Below are 18,986 nucleotides of genomic sequence, written 5' to 3'. Positions count from 1 at the left end.
TGTCAGCGGTGCCCGGCTCTGGAGAGTCGAGTCACCGTTTACCAATAAAAAAACCCTTTTGGGGAAGGAGAGTTATCGTGTCACAAGAACTTCGATTCGACGGTAAAGTTGCCATTGTCACGGGGGCCGGCAACGGTCTGGGTCGTGCCCACGCGTTGCTGCTGGGCGCGCGCGGGGCCAAGGTGGTAGTCAACGATCTGGGCGTGAATCTCGAAGGCCTGGGCGTTTCGTCAGCGGCCGCCGACGCAGTGGTTGCCGAGATCAGGGCCCTGGGTGGCGAAGCCGTGGCTGACTACCACTCGGTGGCCGAGGGCGAAAAAATCGTCGCTACCGCACTGCAAGCCTTCGGTACCGTCGACATCCTGATCAACAACGCCGGCATCCTGCGCGACATTTCGTTCGCCAAGATGACCGAAGAACAGTGGGACCTGATCCAGGAAATCCACGTCAAGGGCGCGTTCAAGCTGACGCATGCCGTCTGGCCGATCATGCGCGAGAAAGGCTACGGGCGCATCATCATGACGGCCTCCGGCGCCGGCATTTTCGGCAACTTCGGTCAGTGCAACTACTCCACCGCCAAGTCCGGGTTGATCGGCTTCGCCAAGTCCCTGGCTTTCGAAGGCGGCTCGAAGAACATTCGCGTCAATACCATCGCGCCGATCGCGGCCTCGCGCCTGGTCATCGCCAGCGGGATCCTGCCGGAAGACGTTCACGCCAAACTGGCTTCCGAGCACGTCGCGCCGTTGGTTGGCTGGTTGTGCCATGAAGACTGCCAGGACACCGGCGGCCTGTTCGAAGTCGGTGGCGGCTTCCACGCCAAATACCGTTGGGAGCGTTCCCAGGGGCGTGTGCTGCACACCGATACCCTGAGCCCGGAGCTGGTTCGCGAGAACTGGGAACGTATCAGCCAGTTCGACGAACACAGCGTGCACCACGTCAATGGCGGCGAAGGCTTCCAGGAACTGTTCGCGCGCCTGGATTCGACCGCCAAGGGCGGCAACCAGTATGTCGACATGGAAGTGGCCAGCAATGCCGTGTCGACGCTGGAAACCCAATACACCCAGACTGACGCCGCGCTCTACGCCTTGGCCGTAGGCGCTGCCAAGGATCCGCTGGACGAAACCGAGCTGCTTTACATCAACGAGTTCAAGGACGAAGAGTTCCGGGTGCTGCCGACCATGGCGGTGCTGCCGGCGACCCAGGTTTTCCTGCAAGCGATCAAGTCCGGTAAACCAAGCCTGGAAGGCCTGGAATTGCCATTTGCCAACGGCCTGCATGGTGAGCAATACACCGAGATGTACCGTCCATTGCCGCCGGCCGCCAAGCTCCAGCACACCATGCGCTTGAAGCAGGCGATCGACAAGGGCCGCAGTTCGGTGTCGATCCTGGCAATCGAGACCACCGACGAGAATGGCGTACCGCTGTTCTATAACGAGATCACCAGCTTCTACGCCGGCGTGCCCGGTGCAGGGCTGGAAAAAGTACCGAGCACGCCACTTCCCGAACTGCCCGCCCGTGCTCCGGATGCGCTGATCGCCGAGCAGACCGAAGTCAACAGGCCCTGCTGTATCGCCTGTGCGGTGACTGGAACCCGATGCACGTCGACCCGGACTACGCCAAGGCCGCAGGCTACGAGAAGCCGTTCCTGCACGGTCTGTGCACCTTTGGCTACGCTGGTCGTCATGTGATCAAGGCGTTCTGCAACAACGATTCGCGCCTGTTCAAGAGCATCCGTGTACGTTTCGCTGCCATCGTCATGCCTGGCGATACCCTGGAAACCCGCATGTGGCGTGAGTCGCCGACGCGTGTTCTGTTCGAGATGCGCGCAGTGGAGCGTGACGTTGTCGTGCTCAAGGGTGGCGTCGTGGAAATCTTCGACAAGGTCCCGGATATCACTTCCCTGACCAGTGCGTCGAAGGAAGAGCCCAAGACCCTGACCGCACATGACGTGTTCGGTGTGTTCAAGGCCCACTTGCAGTCTCACCCGGAAATCGCTGCCGAGTCGCAGATGATCATGCAGTTCGTGGTCAAGAACCGCGAATCCAACTGGGTACTCGACCTGAAAAATGGCCAGGGTGACCTGTACGAGGGCGTTGCCAGCAACGCGGACGTGACCATGACCATTCAGGAAGCGAACATGCCGGAACTGGCCTCGGGCGAGGAGCCACAGCTGCAAAAGCTGTTCTTCGCCGGCAAGCTGAAACTGAGCGGCGACACCATGGCCTCGAAGAAACTCGAAGCTTTCGCCGGTATCGACAAGCAGCTTTACGCCGTCGCCACTGCCGAGCGCCTTGCCAAAGCCGCCTCCGCTTCATAAGCACCGCTGCGCAACCCGATCGGCTTTCGCTGATCGCTGATGCGCGGCCCTGCCGCTTGCGTCTCAGGCGCTAGCGGCAGTCCCCTGTTTCGGGAGACCCACTACATGAATCGTCGCGTCAATGTGATTGGCGTAGGCATGACCAGGTTCACCGACCTCGGTGTCGGTGGTCGTTTCCATGACCTGGCTGGCGAGGCAGGCCGCCTGGCCTTGGAGGATGCCGGTATCGAGCGTTGCAGGGTTGAAGCCGCTTATGCGGGTTCTGCCTACGGCGACTACCTTTGCGGCCAGCGCGGTATTGCCGAGCTGGGCTTGAGCGCAATTGCGCTTTTCGCTGTCAGCAACCACAGTGCCAGTGGTTCGACGGCGCTTTACCGGGCGCGTCAGGCCATTGAAAACGGCATGGCCGACTGTGTGCTGGCAATTGGCATTGAGGCGCCGTTACCGGATTGGGCCAGAGACCGCTGGCAAGATCACCCGGAACTGGACCCCCTAGCTACCGGGCTATCCGTCAGCACGCAATTGTTCGCCAGGGCTGCACGTGAATACATGCAGCGCTACGGTGCCTGCAAGGAAACCTTCGCGATGGTCGCCGTGAAGTCACGCGAACATGCCGCGCCCAATCCCTACGCGCTGTACCGCCAGCCGTTAACGCTTGAAGCGGTGCTCGCAGAGCAGGTCTGTGAACCCTTGACGCGCTTGCAGTATTGTCGGCCTGCCTGTGGCGCGGCAGCGGTGCTGTTGTGTTCCGATGAATTCGCCAGAAAACACGCAATCGTCGATCCGGTTTACATTGCGGCGCAGGCCATGAGTACTGATTCGGCAAGCCTTTGCAACGATACGGCTATTTGCGCGGTCGGCTATGACATGGGATTTGCCGCCGCCCGTGATGTGTATGAACAGGCAGGCATCGGGCCGGAGGAGGTCGATGTGTGCGAGCTGCATGACTGTTCTACGGCCAATGAAATCCTGCTTTACGAAGCGCTCGGTTTCTGTCGCGAGGGCGATGCCGAGAAGCTTGTTGAAGATGGCGATAATACCTATGGCGGCAATCGGGTGATCAACCCCTCGGGCGGACTGTTGTCCATGGGGCATCCTCTGGGGGCGACCGGACTTTCCCAGTGTGTTGAACTGGTTTGGCAACTGCGCGGGGCGGCGGCGAATCGTCAGGTCCCACACGCCCGTATTGCCTTGCAACACAACATGAGCCTAGGTGAGGCCTGTGTGGTGACCATGTATCGCCGCGGCTAGGCAATATCAGCACAACAGCTGAAGGCCATGGGGTAACCCAATTACAATAATCAGGCGGGTGCACCGCCATCGAATCGTAGGACCTGTCATGAACAATGAACAAGAACAAATGACACTGCTGCACTGGTTTGACCACTGGATGCGCACCCGGCCCGACACTGTATACCTGACGCAACCGTTGGCCGATGGCACGGTGGTCGATTACACCTGGCGCCAGGTGGCTGACGAGGCCCGGCGCATGGCGGCGTATCTGAAGTCGCTGGAGCTGCCGGCCGGTTCGACCATCGCAATTCTGGGCAAGAACAGTGCGCACTGGATCATCGCCGACCTTGCCATCTGGATGAGCGGGAACATCAGCGTACCGCTGTACTCGACGGCCAGTGCCGAGACCATCACCTATGTGCTGGAGCACGCCGAGGCGCAACTGCTGTTCGTCGGCCGGCTCGACGGCGACGCGCTGGCCTGGCAAACCGCAAGCAAAGGCGTGCCTGCGCACCTGCCGACAATCAGTCTGCCGTTATCCGCCCGCCAACAGGGCCTGCAGTGGGATGACATCGTCGCAGCGACGGCTCCGCTGGCAACGGTTGACTTGCCTGGCGCCGATGAACTGGCAACGGTGATTTACACCTCAGGCAGTACCGGGCAACCCAAAGGGGTGATGCACAGCTTCGCCACCATGTGCCGGGCGGCGCAGATCAATGCTTCGGTGTTGTACAACGATGGTCAGGGACCCGGGTCCGAAGAGCGTCTGCTGTCGTACCTGCCACTGGCTCATGGTGCTGAGCGCCAAGGGGTCGAGTCGGCTTCCTTGCGTTACGGCATGCAGGTTTTTTTCAACGATTGTCTGCAAACCTTCAGCGCCGACCTGCGCCGGGCGCGCCCGACCTTTTTCATTTCGGTCCCGCGGTTATGGGTCAAGTTCTATCAAGGCGTCAGCGCGCAGATCCCCCCCAGCGTGCAGCAAGCAGCGTTCGCCGACCCGCTTGCAGCGGATGCCATGAAAATGAAGATTCTCGTCGCGCTCGGCCTTGACCAAACGCATACCGCGGTCACCGGCTCAGCAGCATTGCCGGTGCCGATCATCAACTGGTACCGCCAGCTCGGCCTGGAGCTGCTCGATGGCTACGGCATGTCGGAAAACTTCGCCTGTTCGCATTTCAGTCGCGTCGGACGCGTGCGCGCGGGGTATGTCGGTGAATGCCTTCCGGGCGTCGAGTGTCGAATTGCTGAAAACGGCGAGATCCTGGTGAAAAGTCCCGGGCAGATGCTGGGCTACTACAAGCAGCCGCAACTGACGGCCGAAAGCTACCTGGCCGATGGCTTCTTCATGACCGGTGACCGTGGTGAAGTCGATGATTCGGGACGGTTGCGTATCACCGGTCGGGTCAAGGAGTTGTTCAAGACCGCCAAGGGTAAATATGTTGCACCGGCCCCTATCGAGGCCAGGCTCAGCGGACATCCACGGATCGCTGAGGTCTGCGTGACGGGCGTCGGGCTGCCGCAACCTTTTGCGTTGGTAACGCTTTCGGAGGAAACCCGCCAGGCTCTGTCCAATGGGCTGCAGGGCAGTGACCTGGTGGCGGAACTCGAAGGTTTGCTGGCTCGGGTCAATGAGCAATTGGAAGACCATGAACGCCTGGACTGTCTGGTGGTAGTCAAGGATCCCTGGACCATCGAAAGCGGGCTGCTTACCCCGACCATGAAAATCCGTCGAGGTGCGATCGAAGAGCGCTATGTCGACAACGCCGAGGCCTGGTGCAGCAGTCATCAGAAGGTGATTTTCGAATAACGCACCCTGAACCGTGATGCTGGCGAGAGGACAATCTGCCTCGCCAATCGATAGTGATCGAGGAAATCCATGAAGCACTTTGAAGGCAAGGTAGCAGTGATCACCGGTGCCGCCTCAGGCTTGGGCAAGGCGTTCGCCGAGCACGCAGCCGAGCTGGGCATCAGGCTGGTTTTGGCCGATATTCAAAAAGACGCGCTCGAAGCTGCGGTGGCCGAGCTCAAGGGCCGGGGCGTGACAGTGATAGGCCTTTGCACCGATGTCAGCAAGGCCGAGCAAGTCCAGGCGCTGGCCGATACAGCGCTGGCGGCGTTCGGCCAGGTCAACCTGTTGTTCAACAATGCCGGCGTTGGCGCAGGCGGGCTGATCTGGGAAAACAGTGAGCAGGACTGGGACTGGGTCCTGGGCGTCAACCTGCGCAGCGTGATCCACGGGGTGCGCATTTTCACGCCGTTGATGCTAAACGCTGCCGCCAAAGACCCGACCTACGAGGGCCATATCGTCAATACCGCCTCCATGGCGGGGCTGGTCAATGCACCGGCGATGGGCGTGTACAACGTCACCAAACACGCTGTGGTCTCGTTGAGCGAAACGCTGTATCAGGACTTGAGCCTGGTCAGTGAGCAGGTGCATTGCTCGGTGTTGTGTCCGTTTTTCGTGCCAACCGGCTTCAGCGACTCGAGTCGCAACCGTCCTGCAGACCTTGCCGACAATACTCCGCCGACGCGTTCGCAATTGGTCGCGCAAGCCAATTCACACAAAGCCACCAGTGCGGGCAAGGTCAGCGCCGAAGGCATTGCCCGAATCACCTTCGACGGGATTGGCGAGCAGCACTTTTACATCTACTCGCACCCACAGGCACTGGCATTGGTACAGGAGCGTTTCGAGGCCATGCTTGGCCAGCACCACCCGGGTGATCCGTTTGCCGGCAAGCCACAGGTGCGCGCCAAGCTGATGAGCGATCTTCGCGGCTGAGCCGAAAAGCCGGGGCGGGTGGCTTGCTGGCGACCATCGTTGTATGGGTTACGGGATCACCAGTTCGATCAGGAATGGTCCCGTTTGGCGATTGGCCATGGCAAACAGCTCATTGAATTGCGCCATGCTCTCGGCCCGCGCTGCGGCCACGCCCATGCCGGTAGCGAGAGGCACCCAGGCCAGGTCCGGGTTGCCGATATCGAGCATATCCAGAGCGGTCTTGCCGGTGGTGGCGCCGACGCTGGCCAGTTCATGCTGAAGAATGGCGTACTTGCGGTTGGCCAGGACGACCACGGTGACATCGAGTTTTTCCCGGGCCATCGACCACAATGCCTGCAACGTATACATGCCAGAGCCGTCGGCCTGCAGGGCGATCACCCGTCGCTGGGGTGCGGCGATCGCCGCCCCGAGTGCCAGGGGCAGGCCGTCGCCAATCGCGCCGCCGGTGACCTGCAACCAGTCGTGCGCTGCAGCGTTGACCGTGCCAGGGTAAAAGGCGTGGCCGAAGCTGACGCTTTCATCGACCACTATCGCGCCTTCCGGCAACAGCGCATTGAGGCTTTGCGCCACTGCCGCAGAGGTGATAGCACCGCTACCGGGCTGCGGATTGACTAGTACGGCGGCAGGCGCTGGCAGATGCGGCGCATTCAGTTCGTCTGCCAGGCGCGCCAAGGCATCGGCCAGGTCTTCTTCGGCACGGGCCAGCACATGGACCGCGGCGTCTTGCGGATACGGCCGCGGCGATTTTCCCGGATAAGCGAAGAATGTCGCCGGCACCGGCGTACCGACCAGGATCACGTTGGCGATACCCGTCAGCAGTTCCCGCGCCTTGTCGCCGAAGTAGGGCAGGCGTTCGACGGCAAAGCGCCCGCGACCACGCGCCACCCGCGCGTTAGACGTTGTCGAGAGCAGGCGGGCATCGGTGGCTGCAGCGATGCGCTGGGCGCTGGCCAGGGCCTCCTGTTCCAGTGCGCGTCCTGCCAGTAGCAGCAAGGTCGGTTGACCGCTACGTAGCACCCGTGCCATTTGCGCCACCACATCGGGCGCGACCCTGGGCGTCGGCAGCGGCGCAAGAGGGGCGGCGACCAGGCCGCCAACGTCCCAACAGACGTCCGAGGGCAAGATCAGGCTGGCCACGCCGCCCGGCGCGGTGCAAGCAGCCTGTATTGCGGCAGCGGCTGCGCTGCCAACGGAACCTGCGGTGGTGGCAGTGCGCGTCCAGACCGACACCGGGCGGGCCCAGCCCTCGGTGTCGGCGGTCAGCGGTGCATCGAACGGGCGATGGTAGGTGGCCTGGTCACCGACTATGTTGATCACCGGTGTGTTGGCGCGGCGTGCGTTATGCAGGTTCGCCAGGCCATTGGCCAGGCCCGGGCCACAATGCAGCAGGGTCGCGGCAGGTTTACCTTTGATGCGTGCATAACCGTCGGCTGCACCGGTCACCACACCTTCGAACAGCCCCAGGACACAGCGCATACCGGGGATGCGATCGAGGGCCGCGACGAAGTGCATTTCGCTGGTGCCCGGGTTGGCGAAGCAGGTGTCCACGCCGCAATCGAGCAGAGTCTGCACCAGACTTTCGGCACCATTCATTGAGGTTTCGTTCATGCTTGTTCCTTGACTGTTAGGAGCGTTGATGGCGCGAACAGAGCCGCCGCCGCGTTGGGCGCCATGCGCGTTACGGCGGTGCTGGTAAAGCAGACTGAGTATGGGGACGATGAGCCGATTTTTATTCCGGATTCAGGCGTCTGCGGCTTTAGCCTAATGCATTGAAAAACATAGAAAAAACTAGTCTTGCAGACAGGAGCGCGTGGCACATTCTGCGTTTGCGCCGAGCGTGCCTGCTGGGTCGAAGGTGCTGGCTATCCCCACTCCGAACGAGGGGACGCCGAAATCCTCCCCGGTCATTAGTCTGATGTGGTTTGCGTTCACCCTTCGCTGACAGGCCGCACTGAGTGAAGCCACACCATGATCAAGCCAGACCGTGACAACAAGCAGGCCGGCAATGGCGGTCTTGTGTATGTGCAAGTTCCCGCTCAGCCGCGCAAGGAGCCGCGCCAGGCGCGTTCGATTGCGCTGGTGGCGGCCTTGAAGCAAACCGGGCGGCAGATTCTTCAACAGGAAGGGCGGGAGGCGCTGAGCGTCCTGCGCCTGGCCGAAGAGGCCGGGGTGTCGACCAGTTCCATCTATGAATACTTCCCGACCATTGCGGCGTTGATTGCCGCGATCTTCGAGGATTATCGGCGGCAGGTGCGTGCAGAGTTACTGGCCGGCATTGCCGCGTTGCCGGCCACAGCCTCCTTGCTGGACGGGATTGTGCTTACCCTGAGAATCGGCCTGCCCGTCCTTTACCAGAAAACCCTGTTCGATCCGCTGTTCAGCGTGCGTTCGACGCACTTTGACGAACTGGTGCGTCTGGATCTGGTCAAGGCCAAACAGCTGTGGAGCACCAGCGCGACTTCGGCCCTGATGAGCCGATTTGCCAGCGAAATCACGATCAAGGATCGAGAAAAGGTTGAGTTTCTGGCTTATCACATGCTACTGGCGCTCCCTCGGGCGATGCTATTGGAGCAGCCGGATTACCTGACCGATGAGCGCACGCCCGTGTTGATGGCGCGCATGCTGCATGCGCTGTTGGCCACTCCGGATCATTGAACCGGCTTGCGCCGGAGCAAACCTGGTCCGACAAACAGCGACGCCCCGCAAGCGGGGCGTCAGTGTTACAGGTCAATGATCAGCGTATGCCGGCGTTACGCAGCGCCGAAGGGGTGTAGTCAGCCATTTTCGACAGTTCACCGTAGGAAGGGCCTTGAGCGGACTCGTTGTACATACCGGATGCCACGTAACGTCCGGCCACCAGGTCGACCACAGTTTGTAGGGCATAACTGGCAACGCCGTGTGCGTAGTCGTTGACCAGGTAGCCTTCGGCGACACGCCACAGTTCACCACGGCCATCGTAATGGTCGATTTCCACCAGGGCCCAGGTGTCCTCATCGAAATACAGATCGCGCTTGGCGTAGATGTGGCGTTGGCCCGGTTTCAACGTTGCCTCCACGTGCCAGACACGGTGTAGCTCATAACGCGACAGGTCCTGGTTGATATGCCCGGCTTTGAGAATGTCGGCGTATTTCACACTAGGCGATTGCAGCTTGTAATTGTTATAGGGAATGTAGATTTCCTTTTTCCCGAGCAACTTCCAGTCGTAGCGATCCGGTGCACCGTTGAACATGTCGGCGTTGTCCGAGGTGCGCATGCCGTCAGAGGCCGAGCCCGGGCCGTCGTAGGCCAGTTGCGGTGCACGACGTACACGGCGCTGGCCGGCATTGTAGACCCAGGCCTGGCGTGGATCCTTGACCTGGTCGATGGTTTCATGGACCAGCGATACGGTACCTGCCAGGCGTGCCGGTCCGGTGATGGTGTTCTTGTAGAAGTACAGCGCGTTGGCCGCCTTGCCGGGGTCGACACCCTCCATTTGTTGCGGGAAGCCGGTTTCTTCGGAAATCTGAACCAGGGTATAGGAGCCGTTGGGTTGCGGTACTGCCTGCGCGGTCTGCTTTTTCACGTTGCCGCCGCGATAACGGCTCGCATGGTTGAAATACACCTCCACTCCGTTCTTCGGAATTGGAAAGGGGTAGTAATGGTTATCGGCAAAATTGGCCAGGCCATTGCCACCATTGACCAACTCCGTGGCGACCGCACTTTTTTTCACCGTGTCGTAAATCTGCTGTGGGAACGAACTGCTGCGATGGGTGGGGTATACCGGAATTTTGTAGCTGTCCGGAAAGCGCTTGAGCATCGCCATCTGGCCGGGGGTCAGCTTGTCTTTATATTGCTCGGCGTTTGCCTGGGTGATCACCAACAGCGGCTTTTCATTCGCGTACGGGTCACCCAGAAAGCCTTTTGTCACAGGCGCGGCATCGGTTTTCAGACCGCCAGTCCAGGCTGGAATGCTGCCGTTGGCATTGCCTTCCTTTTGCGCCCCCATCGGCGTCAGGGTAGTACCCAGTTGCGCGGCTTCCTGCGGGGACACGGCGGCCATCACGTGGGTGGTCAACAAGGTCAGCGCCAATGCGCCGGTTTGCATCATGGATGTGATTTTCATGCTGTATTTCCTCCTTCTGAGACCTGTCAGAAATTCACGCCGAAGCTGAGCGATACGAAGTCGCGATCGGTCTGGGTATTGAAATCACCGCCAAAGAAATTGGTGTAATTGAGGCTTGCGGTGTAGGTGCTTTGGTAGTCCGCATCCAGCCCCACGCTGATCGCCTTGGCACCTTCCTCGAAGGTCGGGCTGCGGCCATTGACGTCATGGGACCAGGCCAGGTTCGGTGTGAGGTTGACGCCGGCGATAGCGTTCGGGTAGTTCAGGCTGGCGCGGGCGCGGTAGCCCCAGGAACTGGAGCTGTAGAAGCCCTTGCCGTTACATTCCTGTTGCGGGTTGCTCGGTCGGGTTGTGCCTGCCGCAGCGCCAGGAACCTGCGATTGACTACCCGCGCAGGTGGCCGCTCCGGCAGTGCCGGGGAGAATGCCGGCACCGTAGGTGGTGCTACGACCGAAGCGCAGGTCGGTGCCGTCGGTCGCCCCCAGACCACCGATGTGGGTATAGCCCACATCGCCAATCAGGGTCAGGCGTTCACCGCCCAGGACCTGGTTGAAGAAGCGGGTGGCAGTCAACTGCGCCTGGGTCACCGGCATGCGCTTGTAGCCCGAGAGCTCGGCACCTGGCGAACGGCTGGCAAAGCCGGTGGTGAATACGGGCGTGAGCGGCGAAAGGCCGACCGCTGCGTAGTTGAGGTCGGCACCGTTGAGGCTCAACGGCATATTGGGGCGGTAGCTGACTTCACCACCCAGGGAAGTACCTTCGTAGTTGGTCGCGAAACTCAACCCGTAAAGCCGGATGTCTTCGGGGTATTCGACAAAGTAGCGGGTAGCGCGGATCTGCTGGGCGAGGCCCGGCACGGTCGAGGTGTTTTGCAGGAAACTGACCGAGGGGCTGCGACTGTGGTAGTTCAACGCATAGGCACCGAACTCGGTTTCGTTCAGTTCGGGCACGTTCCAGCGCAAGGCCAGGCCGAACTGACCACTGTCACGGGCATCCTTGTCCTTGGCGCGTGGCAGATAAACATTATCCAGCGCGCCGGCGTTGATCTGGGCGACGGTTGCCGTGTTGCTGGCCACACCAGGGGGCAGGTCCAGGCCGGCGAGGACGTTGCGGTCATTACACCCCTTGGCCACCGGGTCGACGCTGAAGAACGTGCCGCAGTTATCGACGACCGATTTTTTCCATTCCAACTGGTAGAAGAACTCGGCGTTGAGGTTCTCGCTCAGGCTTTGCGACACATACAACAGATTGACCGGGATCAGGCCTTCCTTGACCTCGGCGCCGGGGCGACGCAAAGCCGCCACATCGACCGGGTTGATCGCGTTGATGCCGTTGCTGATAAAGGTGCTCTCGCCCCAGCTCACTACCTGCTTGCCCAGGCGTACGTTGCCCGCCAGGTCGCCGATGGCATAGTTGTGGTAGATGAAGCTGTCGAGAAACATCGCACCCGACGACTTGGCGGCACGATCCCGGCCATGGTCGTCGATGTCATAGAAGGACTGGTGCTCATCCATCAGTTCGAAGTCGTACCAATACTTGCCGCGCACGAAGGCTCCACTCTCACCGTACTTCAGCTCCAGGTCGTGAACACCCTTGAAGATTTTCGAGAAGGTCTCGCCTTTCTTGAAATTGAGTCGGCCGTCGTCAGCGTTGCGCGCCGAAGAGTCGCCGTTTGCACCCACTGAGTTGAAGTTGGAGACGAACTTGGCGTCCGGATCGGCGGCGGCCCAACTGGCACCGATCGAAAGAGACGAATCAAACTGACCCTGAATCTCGCCAATATTGAACTCGACGGCGTGTGCCTGGGCGCTGGTGGCGAGGGCGACCGCCAGGGCGAGCAACTGTGGCTGGAATGCTTCGAATGTTCGTGTAGTCATATGGCGCTCCGATGACCTCTGGTTGTTTTTGTTGTTGTTCTTGAGCTGGAGGCCACGCTAATCGCTGCACCGCAAAACCATCACCCCCTCGGGGTGAGGGGTACCGCCTGTACGCTTGCGATCGTTGTGCAAACCCGCAATTCAGGGCATTCGGGCCTGAGCCGGGTGGGTAATCCCCCTCATCGGGAGGGGGCAGTCAAGCCGTTTGTTTTACGTAAACATCGATTCAAGGGTTGCTGTGATCGCCGCCAGTCAAAGCAGCGAGCGGAGCCTTTCAACTGTCCTTGGAGAAAATGATGTCGCAGAAAACTTACGTCGCCGGCGTCGGCATGATTCAGTTCACCAAGCCGGGTGCCAGCGCCAGTTACATCGAGATGGGCGCACAGGCCATTCGCCAGGCACTGAAGGATGCCAATCTGGATTACAAGCATGTGCAGCAGGCGTACGCCGGTTATGTGTATGGCGACTCCACCAGCGGCCAGTCGGCGCTCTATGAAGTGGGCCTGAGCGGTATTCCGGTGATCAACGTCAACAACAACTGCGGCAGCGGTTCCACGGCCCTGTACCTGGCTCGCCAGGCGGTGGAAAGCGGGGCGGTCGATTGCGCCCTGGCCTTTGGATTCGAGCAGATGCAGCCCGGTGCGTTGAAGGACCACTGGACCGATCGTCCGGGCACCTACGGCAAGGGCAATGACGTGGTCAACCGCATCTTCACCGAAGGCGACGGCATGCCGCCGGCGTTGCGCTTCTTTGGCGGCGCAGGCAAGGAGCACATGGAAAAGTACGGCACCAGGATGGAGACCTTCGCCGCCATTCGCGCCAAGGCCAGCCGCCATGCCGCCAACAACCCGCTGGCGGTGTTCAAAAAAGTCATCACCACCGAAGAGGTGATGGCTGACCAGGTGATCTTTCCGGGTGTAATGACCCGCCTGATGGCCTGCCCACCGACCTGTGGCGGCGCGGCGGCGATCATCGTTTCCGAGCGTTTTGCCAAGAAGCATGGCCTGCGTACCGACGTGACCATCCTCGCTCAATCGTTGGTCACCGACACCCCGGACGCATTCGAGCCGCCATCGCTGATCAGTGTGGTCGGCGTCGGCATGACCCAGCGCGCTTCGCAGGAAGTCTACGAAAAGGCCGGTGTAGGCCCTGATGAAATTCGCGTTTGCGAAATGCACGACTGCTTCGCCCAAAACGAACTGTTGACCTACGAAGGCCTGGGCTTCTGTCCAGTAGGTGGCGGCGAGAAGTTTGTCCTTGATGGCGACAACACCTACGGCGGCCAGGTGGTGGTCAACCCGTCGGGTGGTCTGCTATCGAAGGGGCACCCGCTGGGGGCCACCGGCCTGGCGCAATGCTACGAGCTGACCCACCAGCTGCGCGGCACTGCCGAAGCCCGTCAGGTCGAAGGCCTGCAGCATGCGTTGCAGCACAACCTCGGCCTCGGCGGCGCCGGCATTGTGACCCTGTTCGGACGCGGCTGATTCGCCGTACGCGCGCTCGAGGACAGCGCGCGTTTTCCCATTCACCTGAGAGGAACACAGTGCAATGGCAGACCACAGTCTGATCGGCTGCTCGCTCGGCGTGACCACGGCCGAAGTGGAAAAGGGCCGTTTGCGCTTCTTCGCCAAAGCCATCGGCGAAACCGACCCGGTGTACACCGACGAATCGGTGGCCAGGGCCGCCGGCTACAGATCGTTGCCGGTACCGCCGACCTTCCTGATGTGCCTGGAAAGCGAAGGGCGCGACACCGACCATATCGTCCAGCGCATTTTTGGTTTCGACCTGGGGCGCATCCTCCATGCCGAACAAGGCTTCGTTTATCACGGCATGGCGTTCGCCGGCGATGTGTTGACCTTCGATACCCGGGTTGTCGATGTGTATGAAAAAAAAGGCGGTGCGCTGACCTTCGTGGTTCAGCAAACCCGCGTCACTAACCAGGACGGCGAGCACATTGCCGACATCCGCTCATCCCTGGTTCAACGCTGAGGCAAGCTCGATGCACATTTACCCTGAAGGTGGCCCCCGTTACAGCGAGGTGGAGCCGGGCTTCGAGTTGCCAGCGTTGCAACTCGAACCGGTGAATCGCACCGTGCTCGCGCTCTACGCCGGTGCGTCCGGCGACCACAACCAAGTGCACATCGACCTCGATTTTGCCCGCCAGGCGCGACAGCCCGACGTGTTCGCCCATGGCATGTTGTCGGCTGCTTACCTCGGCCGCCTGTTGACGCAGTGGGTGCCGCAATCCCAGGTGCGGGCCTTGTCGACGCGCTTTGTCGGCATCACCCAGCTCGGTCATGTCCCGCATTTGAGCGCACGCGTCGTCGAGAAATTCGTAGCTGACGGCGAGAAACGCGTGCGCTTGCACATTCAATGCTTCAACCAGTACGGCGATCCCCGCCTGGTCGGTGAAGCCGTCATCGCCCTGGCTTGAGTTCTATCACCTAACAACAAAGGAGCACAGCAATGAAAAAGCTCGAAGGTAAAGTCGCCCTGGTCACGGGATCCGGCCGTGGCATTGGCCGTAGCGTGGCGCTGAAACTGGCCAGTGAAGGTGCCAGTGTGGTGGTCAATGACCTGGACGCCGGGCCGGCCGAAGAGGTTGTTGCCGCCATTCGCGCGGCAGGTGGTGAAGCGGTTGGCTGTGTCGGCAGCGTGACCGCCGTCGACTTTGCCGAACGCTTCGTCAAGACCGCGATAGACAGCTACGGCGCGATCGACATTATCGTCAACAACGCCGGCTACACCTGGGACAGCGTGATTCAGAAGATGACCGACGAGCAGTGGTACGCGATCATCGACTGCCACATCACCGCACCGTTTCGCATCCTGCGCGCGGCCCAGCCGATTATTAGCGCGGCGGCGAAGCAGGAAGCCGCCGAAGGCCGCGTCGTCAATCGCAAGATCGTCAATATCTCTTCGGTATCGGCCAGCGGTAACGCCGGTCAGGTCAACTATTCCACCGCCAAGGCGGGTGTCCTGGGCATGACCAAGGCCCTGGCCAAAGAATGGGGGCGCTACAAAGTCAACGTCAACGCCGTTGCCTTCGGTCACATCGAAACCCGTCAGACCCTGCCGGTCGAGGGCGATCCGAACTACATCAATATCGAAGGCCGGGAAATCAAGGTGGGGATCAGCGCGGCGACCGTAGAGGCCTCCAAGACCCTCATTCCACTGGGCCGTCCCGGCAGCCCGGACGAAGCCGCCAACGCCGTGTATCTGTTCTGCATTCCGGAGTCGGATTACCTGTCCGGGCAGGTATTGGTTTGCGGCGGAGGCCTGGGAACGGTCTGAGGTCGAGGCCGCTAGGACCTGTGCGGCCGGGTTATATCGGTCGCTTTTCTTTTTCTCAAGGCGAGACTGCTCGATGAACGAAGCCCCATCAACCTCGATCACACGGCAGTTGCTGCATACACGCAACGTCACCTGCACGGGGTATCTGCGCAGCGACGGTCTGTTCGAAATCGAAGGCCGGTTGCTGGACACCAAGGGCCGTGAAACCGACATGCCTTTCGCTACCCTGCAGGCCGGCGACGCACTGCATCAGATGCACATCGTGATGACGGTGGATGCCGACTTGGTGATCCAGCATGTCGAGGCTCGTTCAGAGGTGGTGCCGACGCCTTACTGCGCGCACATCAGTCAAGCCTATGCCGCGCTCAAGGGCTTGAAAGTCGGTATCGGTTTCAACAATCAGGTCGCCGAACGAGTCGGCGGTATACAGGGCTGCACCCATCTGACCGGTTTGCTCGGTTCCATGGCAACCACGCTAATCCAGACTACGGCACCCCTTCTTCGGGAACAGCGGCGCTTACACCAGGGCCGGGAAGGCGAGGTGAACACGCCCAGGCACTGGGTGATCGATACCTGTCACGCCTATCGCTCCGATGGCGAAGTGGTGCGCACGCTGTGGCCGGCGTATTACCAAGCGGAGCGTCAGGATGAGGGTGGCCAAGGTTGAGCGTGAGGGGTGCAACCGAACAACAATAGCCACCTGCTGGGTGGCTCTTCAGGGACAATAACAACAATGACGAACAATCTAAGGTTTCTCCAGACGACATTCACTGCCTTGGTTTACAGCGCCTTGCTGACCTTTACGGCAAATGCTGAGCAACTGACGCCGGACGAAGCTCGCGCCATTGCCAGGGACGCCTATATCTACGGTTTCCCGCTGGTCGATCACTACCGTATCCAGCATGCCTATTTCGAAGACCGCAGCGGCCCGGAATACAAGGCGCCGTGGAATCAACTGCACAGCGATGCGCGGGTCTACACGCCGGACGACAAGGCGATCCAGACACCCAATTCAGACACCCCTTACTCGCACCTTGGGGCCGATCTGCGTGCCGAGCCACTGGTGCTGAGCATGCCGGCGGTGGAGGAGGGGCGTTACTACACGGCGCAATTCATCGACGCCTATACGTTCAATTTTGCCTATGCCGGTAGCCGCACCACCGGTAATTCCGCGGCAAACTTCCTGCTCGCCGGGCCGGGCTGGAAGGGTGAAACGCCTGCCGGGATCAAGGCGGTGTATCGCGCCGAAACCGATTTCGTCTACGTGTTTTACCGCACTCAACTGTTTAACCCGGCCGATATCGAGAACGTCAAGAACATCCAGGCGGGCTTCAAGGCGCAACCATTGTCCGCCTACCTTGGCAAACCGGCGCCACCGGCAGCGCCACATATCGACTTCCCCACGCCGCTGAGCGTCGAGCAGGAGCGTACGTCCCTGGAGTTTTTCAATCTCCTGAATTTCGTCTTGAGCCACTGCCCGGTCCATCCCTCCGAGCGGGCGCTGATGGAGCGCTTCGCCAAACTGGGAATCGGGGCAGGGCAACGGTTTGATGCAGGGGCACTGTCGCCGCAATTGCGTAAAGCAGTGGAACAAGGCATGGCCGATGCCTGGCAGGCCAATAGCGAGCTGGATGCGCTGGCTGCCAGCGGCGCATTGACCAGCGGTGACTTGTTAGGTACTCGGGAACATTTGCAAAACAACTACCTCTACCGCATGCGGGCAGCGGCGTCCGGTATCTATGGCAACTCCAGGGAGGAGGCCATTTATCCGCCTTATTACCTCGACGCCGATGGCCAGCGGCTGAGCGGTGATGGCAACCGCTATGTGCTGCGCTTCGCACCAGGCCAACTGCCGCCGGTCAATGCCTTCTGGTCGCTGACGATGTACCAGTTGCCCTCGCGTCTGCTGGTGGCCAATCCGCTGAATCGTTACCTGATCAATGCGCCGATGCTGCCGGACATGACCCGCGATGCCGATGGCGGCCTGACGCTGTACATCCAGCACGATTCGCCGGGCAAGGACAAGCAAGCCAATTGGCTGCCTGCCCCGGATGGCGCGTTTGTCCTGGCCATGCGCTTGTTCTGGCCAAAGCCTGACGCGCTTAACGGCGTGTGGAAAAAACCTGCGCTGCAGCGCGTCAGCCAGGTCTCGGATACACAACAATAAAAAGGGAATGACCATGAACAGATCAACACGACGATGTACCGCAGTGGCACTGGCGTTAATGGCCCCGGCGATACTTCTGGCGCAAACATCCGTTGCCGATACGCTCGTCACCGTCGACAACTTCACCCGTGCCGAATCTGCAAGGTTCTTTAGTGGCGTCGTCAAGCGTGGTGGGTTTGGCCAGTTTGCCCACCATCGCCAGTTGCTGCCGATCGACAAACAGGGGGTCGTGCGGCCTAATCGAGACACCCTGTATTCGTCTGCGGTGTTCGACCTCGATGCCGGGCCGGTCACTGTGACCCTGCCCGATGCCGGTAACCGCTACTTCTCGATGATTGCCATCGATGAGAACCAGAACACCCCGGGCGTTGTGTACAAAGCGGGGAACTACACCTTCAGCAAAGAGCAACTCGGCTCGCGCTATGTGTTGTTGGGTGTGCGCACCCTGGTCGACCCGGCAAGTCCGGAGGATATGAACGCTGCCCATGCGCTGCAGGATGCGGTCAAGGCGCGGCAGGAAGGGGGACCAGGGCATTTCGCGATGCCTGCCTGGGACCCGGTCAGCCAGAACAAAGTCCGCGCCGCGTTACTGACGTTGGCGTCGACGGTGGCGGATTCCAGGGGCATGTTCGGCAGCGACAAACAGGTCGAACCGGTTCGGCACCTCATCGGCAGTGCCTCGGCCTGGGGCGGCAATCCCGAGCAGGATGCCTTCTACCTCAACATCACCCCACAGCGTAATGACGGCACGACCCTGTACCAACTCAAGGTCAAAGATGTGCCGGTGGACGCCTTCTGGTCAGTCAGCGTTTACAACGATGCGGGTTACTTTCAGCAGAATACGTACGGCGCATACACCCTCAACAACCTTACTGCGAAGAAGGCTGACGACGGTTCGGTCACGGTTCAGTTCGGCGGTTGCGACGGCAAGGTCGCCAACTGCCTGCCGACAGTACCGAACTGGAACTACATGATCAGGCTGTACAAGCCGCAACCCGAGATCCTTGACGGCAGCTGGAAATTCCCGGAGGCAAGTCCGCTGGGCTAATCCCTGTTACGCCAACAGGCCGGCTCCAGCAAGGCGTCAGCTTAAATCCCGCCAACCGAGCCGCACCGGTAATAGTCCCCCTCTCCCTGAGGGGGATTAAAAACCGCCTGCTTTTCCTATTGTGAGCTGGCCCGGCCAAGTGTGTTTGGCCCCAGTCCATTGAGGAAAA

Annotated in this window: 16 protein-coding genes; 13 read left to right on the top strand and 3 right to left on the bottom strand. The window is 60.6% G+C overall.

All coding sequences use genetic code 11. The features are described from left to right. Positions 1 to 77 precede the first annotated feature (77 nt). From ACO6VD_RS16315 to ACO6VD_RS16295, 5 genes are all read left to right on the top strand, one after another. Positions 78 to 1,688, top strand: a complete 1,611-nt coding sequence (locus tag ACO6VD_RS16315; RefSeq protein WP_422420559.1) for an SDR family NAD(P)-dependent oxidoreductase — start codon at positions 78 to 80, stop codon at positions 1,686 to 1,688. After that, complete coding sequence (locus tag ACO6VD_RS16310; protein ID WP_422420558.1) at positions 1,595 to 2,317, top strand: MaoC/PaaZ C-terminal domain-containing protein; 723 nt, start codon at positions 1,595 to 1,597, stop codon at positions 2,315 to 2,317. The genes ACO6VD_RS16315 and ACO6VD_RS16310 overlap by 94 nt, the downstream gene beginning before the upstream one ends. A gap of 105 nt (positions 2,318 to 2,422) precedes the next feature. Further along, positions 2,423 to 3,568 carry a thiolase C-terminal domain-containing protein gene (locus tag ACO6VD_RS16305; RefSeq protein ID WP_422420557.1) on the top strand — a complete coding sequence of 382 codons (1,146 nt, stop codon included), beginning with the start codon at positions 2,423 to 2,425 and terminating at the stop codon, positions 3,566 to 3,568. 88 nt (positions 3,569 to 3,656) lie between these two features. Continuing rightward, a complete protein-coding gene (locus tag ACO6VD_RS16300; RefSeq protein WP_422420555.1) occupies positions 3,657 to 5,357 on the top strand; it encodes an AMP-binding protein in 1,701 nt (566 codons plus the stop codon). A 69-nt stretch (positions 5,358 to 5,426) separates the two neighbouring features. Continuing rightward, positions 5,427 to 6,329 (top strand): SDR family oxidoreductase, encoded by a 903-nt coding sequence (locus ACO6VD_RS16295; RefSeq protein ID WP_422420553.1) that lies wholly within the window; start codon positions 5,427 to 5,429, stop codon positions 6,327 to 6,329. A gap of 48 nt (positions 6,330 to 6,377) precedes the next feature. Here the strand turns inward: ACO6VD_RS16295 and ACO6VD_RS16290 are convergent, their stop codons facing one another. Next, positions 6,378 to 7,937, bottom strand: a complete 1,560-nt coding sequence (locus tag ACO6VD_RS16290) for an acetolactate synthase large subunit (RefSeq protein ID WP_422420551.1) — start codon at positions 7,935 to 7,937, stop codon at positions 6,378 to 6,380. Between the two features lie 360 nt (positions 7,938 to 8,297). On the opposite strand from ACO6VD_RS16290, the gene ACO6VD_RS16285 reads away from it, so the two are divergent. Then, a complete protein-coding gene (locus tag ACO6VD_RS16285; protein WP_422420549.1) occupies positions 8,298 to 8,984 on the top strand; it encodes a TetR/AcrR family transcriptional regulator in 687 nt (228 codons plus the stop codon). Positions 8,985 to 9,063: 79 nt separating this feature from the next. Here ACO6VD_RS16285 and ACO6VD_RS16280 read toward each other — a convergent pair whose 3' ends face one another. Both ACO6VD_RS16280 and ACO6VD_RS16275 read right to left on the bottom strand, forming a co-directional pair. After that, complete coding sequence (locus tag ACO6VD_RS16280) at positions 9,064 to 10,431, bottom strand: DUF1329 domain-containing protein (RefSeq protein ID WP_422420548.1); 1,368 nt, start codon at positions 10,429 to 10,431, stop codon at positions 9,064 to 9,066. 26 nt (positions 10,432 to 10,457) lie between these two features. Then, positions 10,458 to 12,308, bottom strand: a complete 1,851-nt coding sequence (locus ACO6VD_RS16275; protein ID WP_422420547.1) for a DUF1302 domain-containing protein — start codon at positions 12,306 to 12,308, stop codon at positions 10,458 to 10,460. A gap of 296 nt (positions 12,309 to 12,604) precedes the next feature. Here ACO6VD_RS16275 and ACO6VD_RS16270 point away from each other — a divergent pair, with 296 nt between their 5' ends. The 7 genes from ACO6VD_RS16270 to ACO6VD_RS16240 all read left to right on the top strand — a co-directional run bounded on the left by ACO6VD_RS16270 (position 12,605) and on the right by ACO6VD_RS16240 (position 18,817). Continuing rightward, the gene (locus ACO6VD_RS16270; RefSeq protein WP_422420545.1) at positions 12,605 to 13,792 is read left to right on the top strand and encodes a lipid-transfer protein; all 1,188 of its coding nucleotides are present in this window, start codon (positions 12,605 to 12,607) and stop codon (positions 13,790 to 13,792) included. 64 nt (positions 13,793 to 13,856) lie between these two features. Continuing rightward, entirely contained in the window at positions 13,857 to 14,297 is a 441-nt protein-coding gene (locus ACO6VD_RS16265; protein ID WP_422420543.1) for a MaoC family dehydratase N-terminal domain-containing protein, read from the top strand. 10 nt (positions 14,298 to 14,307) lie between these two features. After that, positions 14,308 to 14,742, top strand: a complete 435-nt coding sequence (locus ACO6VD_RS16260; RefSeq protein ID WP_422420541.1) for a MaoC/PaaZ C-terminal domain-containing protein — start codon at positions 14,308 to 14,310, stop codon at positions 14,740 to 14,742. A gap of 32 nt (positions 14,743 to 14,774) precedes the next feature. Beyond that, positions 14,775 to 15,602: an SDR family NAD(P)-dependent oxidoreductase gene (locus ACO6VD_RS16255; protein ID WP_422420539.1), complete on the top strand. Its 828-nt coding sequence runs from the start codon at positions 14,775 to 14,777 to the stop codon at positions 15,600 to 15,602. A gap of 73 nt (positions 15,603 to 15,675) precedes the next feature. Further along, positions 15,676 to 16,269, top strand: coding sequence for a DUF2889 domain-containing protein (locus ACO6VD_RS16250; protein WP_422420537.1), 594 nt, complete (start codon positions 15,676 to 15,678; stop codon positions 16,267 to 16,269). A 66-nt stretch (positions 16,270 to 16,335) separates the two neighbouring features. Then, positions 16,336 to 17,769 carry a DUF1254 domain-containing protein gene (locus ACO6VD_RS16245; protein ID WP_422420535.1) on the top strand — a complete coding sequence of 478 codons (1,434 nt, stop codon included), beginning with the start codon at positions 16,336 to 16,338 and terminating at the stop codon, positions 17,767 to 17,769. Between the two features lie 13 nt (positions 17,770 to 17,782). Further along, entirely contained in the window at positions 17,783 to 18,817 is a 1,035-nt protein-coding gene (locus ACO6VD_RS16240) for a DUF1254 domain-containing protein (RefSeq protein WP_422420533.1), read from the top strand. The last annotated feature ends 169 nt before the right edge of the window (positions 18,818 to 18,986 follow it).

Source organism: Pseudomonas sp. GZD-222, from assembly GCF_049310525.1.
Lineage (GTDB): Bacteria > Pseudomonadota > Gammaproteobacteria > Pseudomonadales > Pseudomonadaceae > Aquipseudomonas.
Note: the sequence above shows the minus strand (reverse complement) of the source record. Positions and strands in the feature narration are given on the sequence as shown.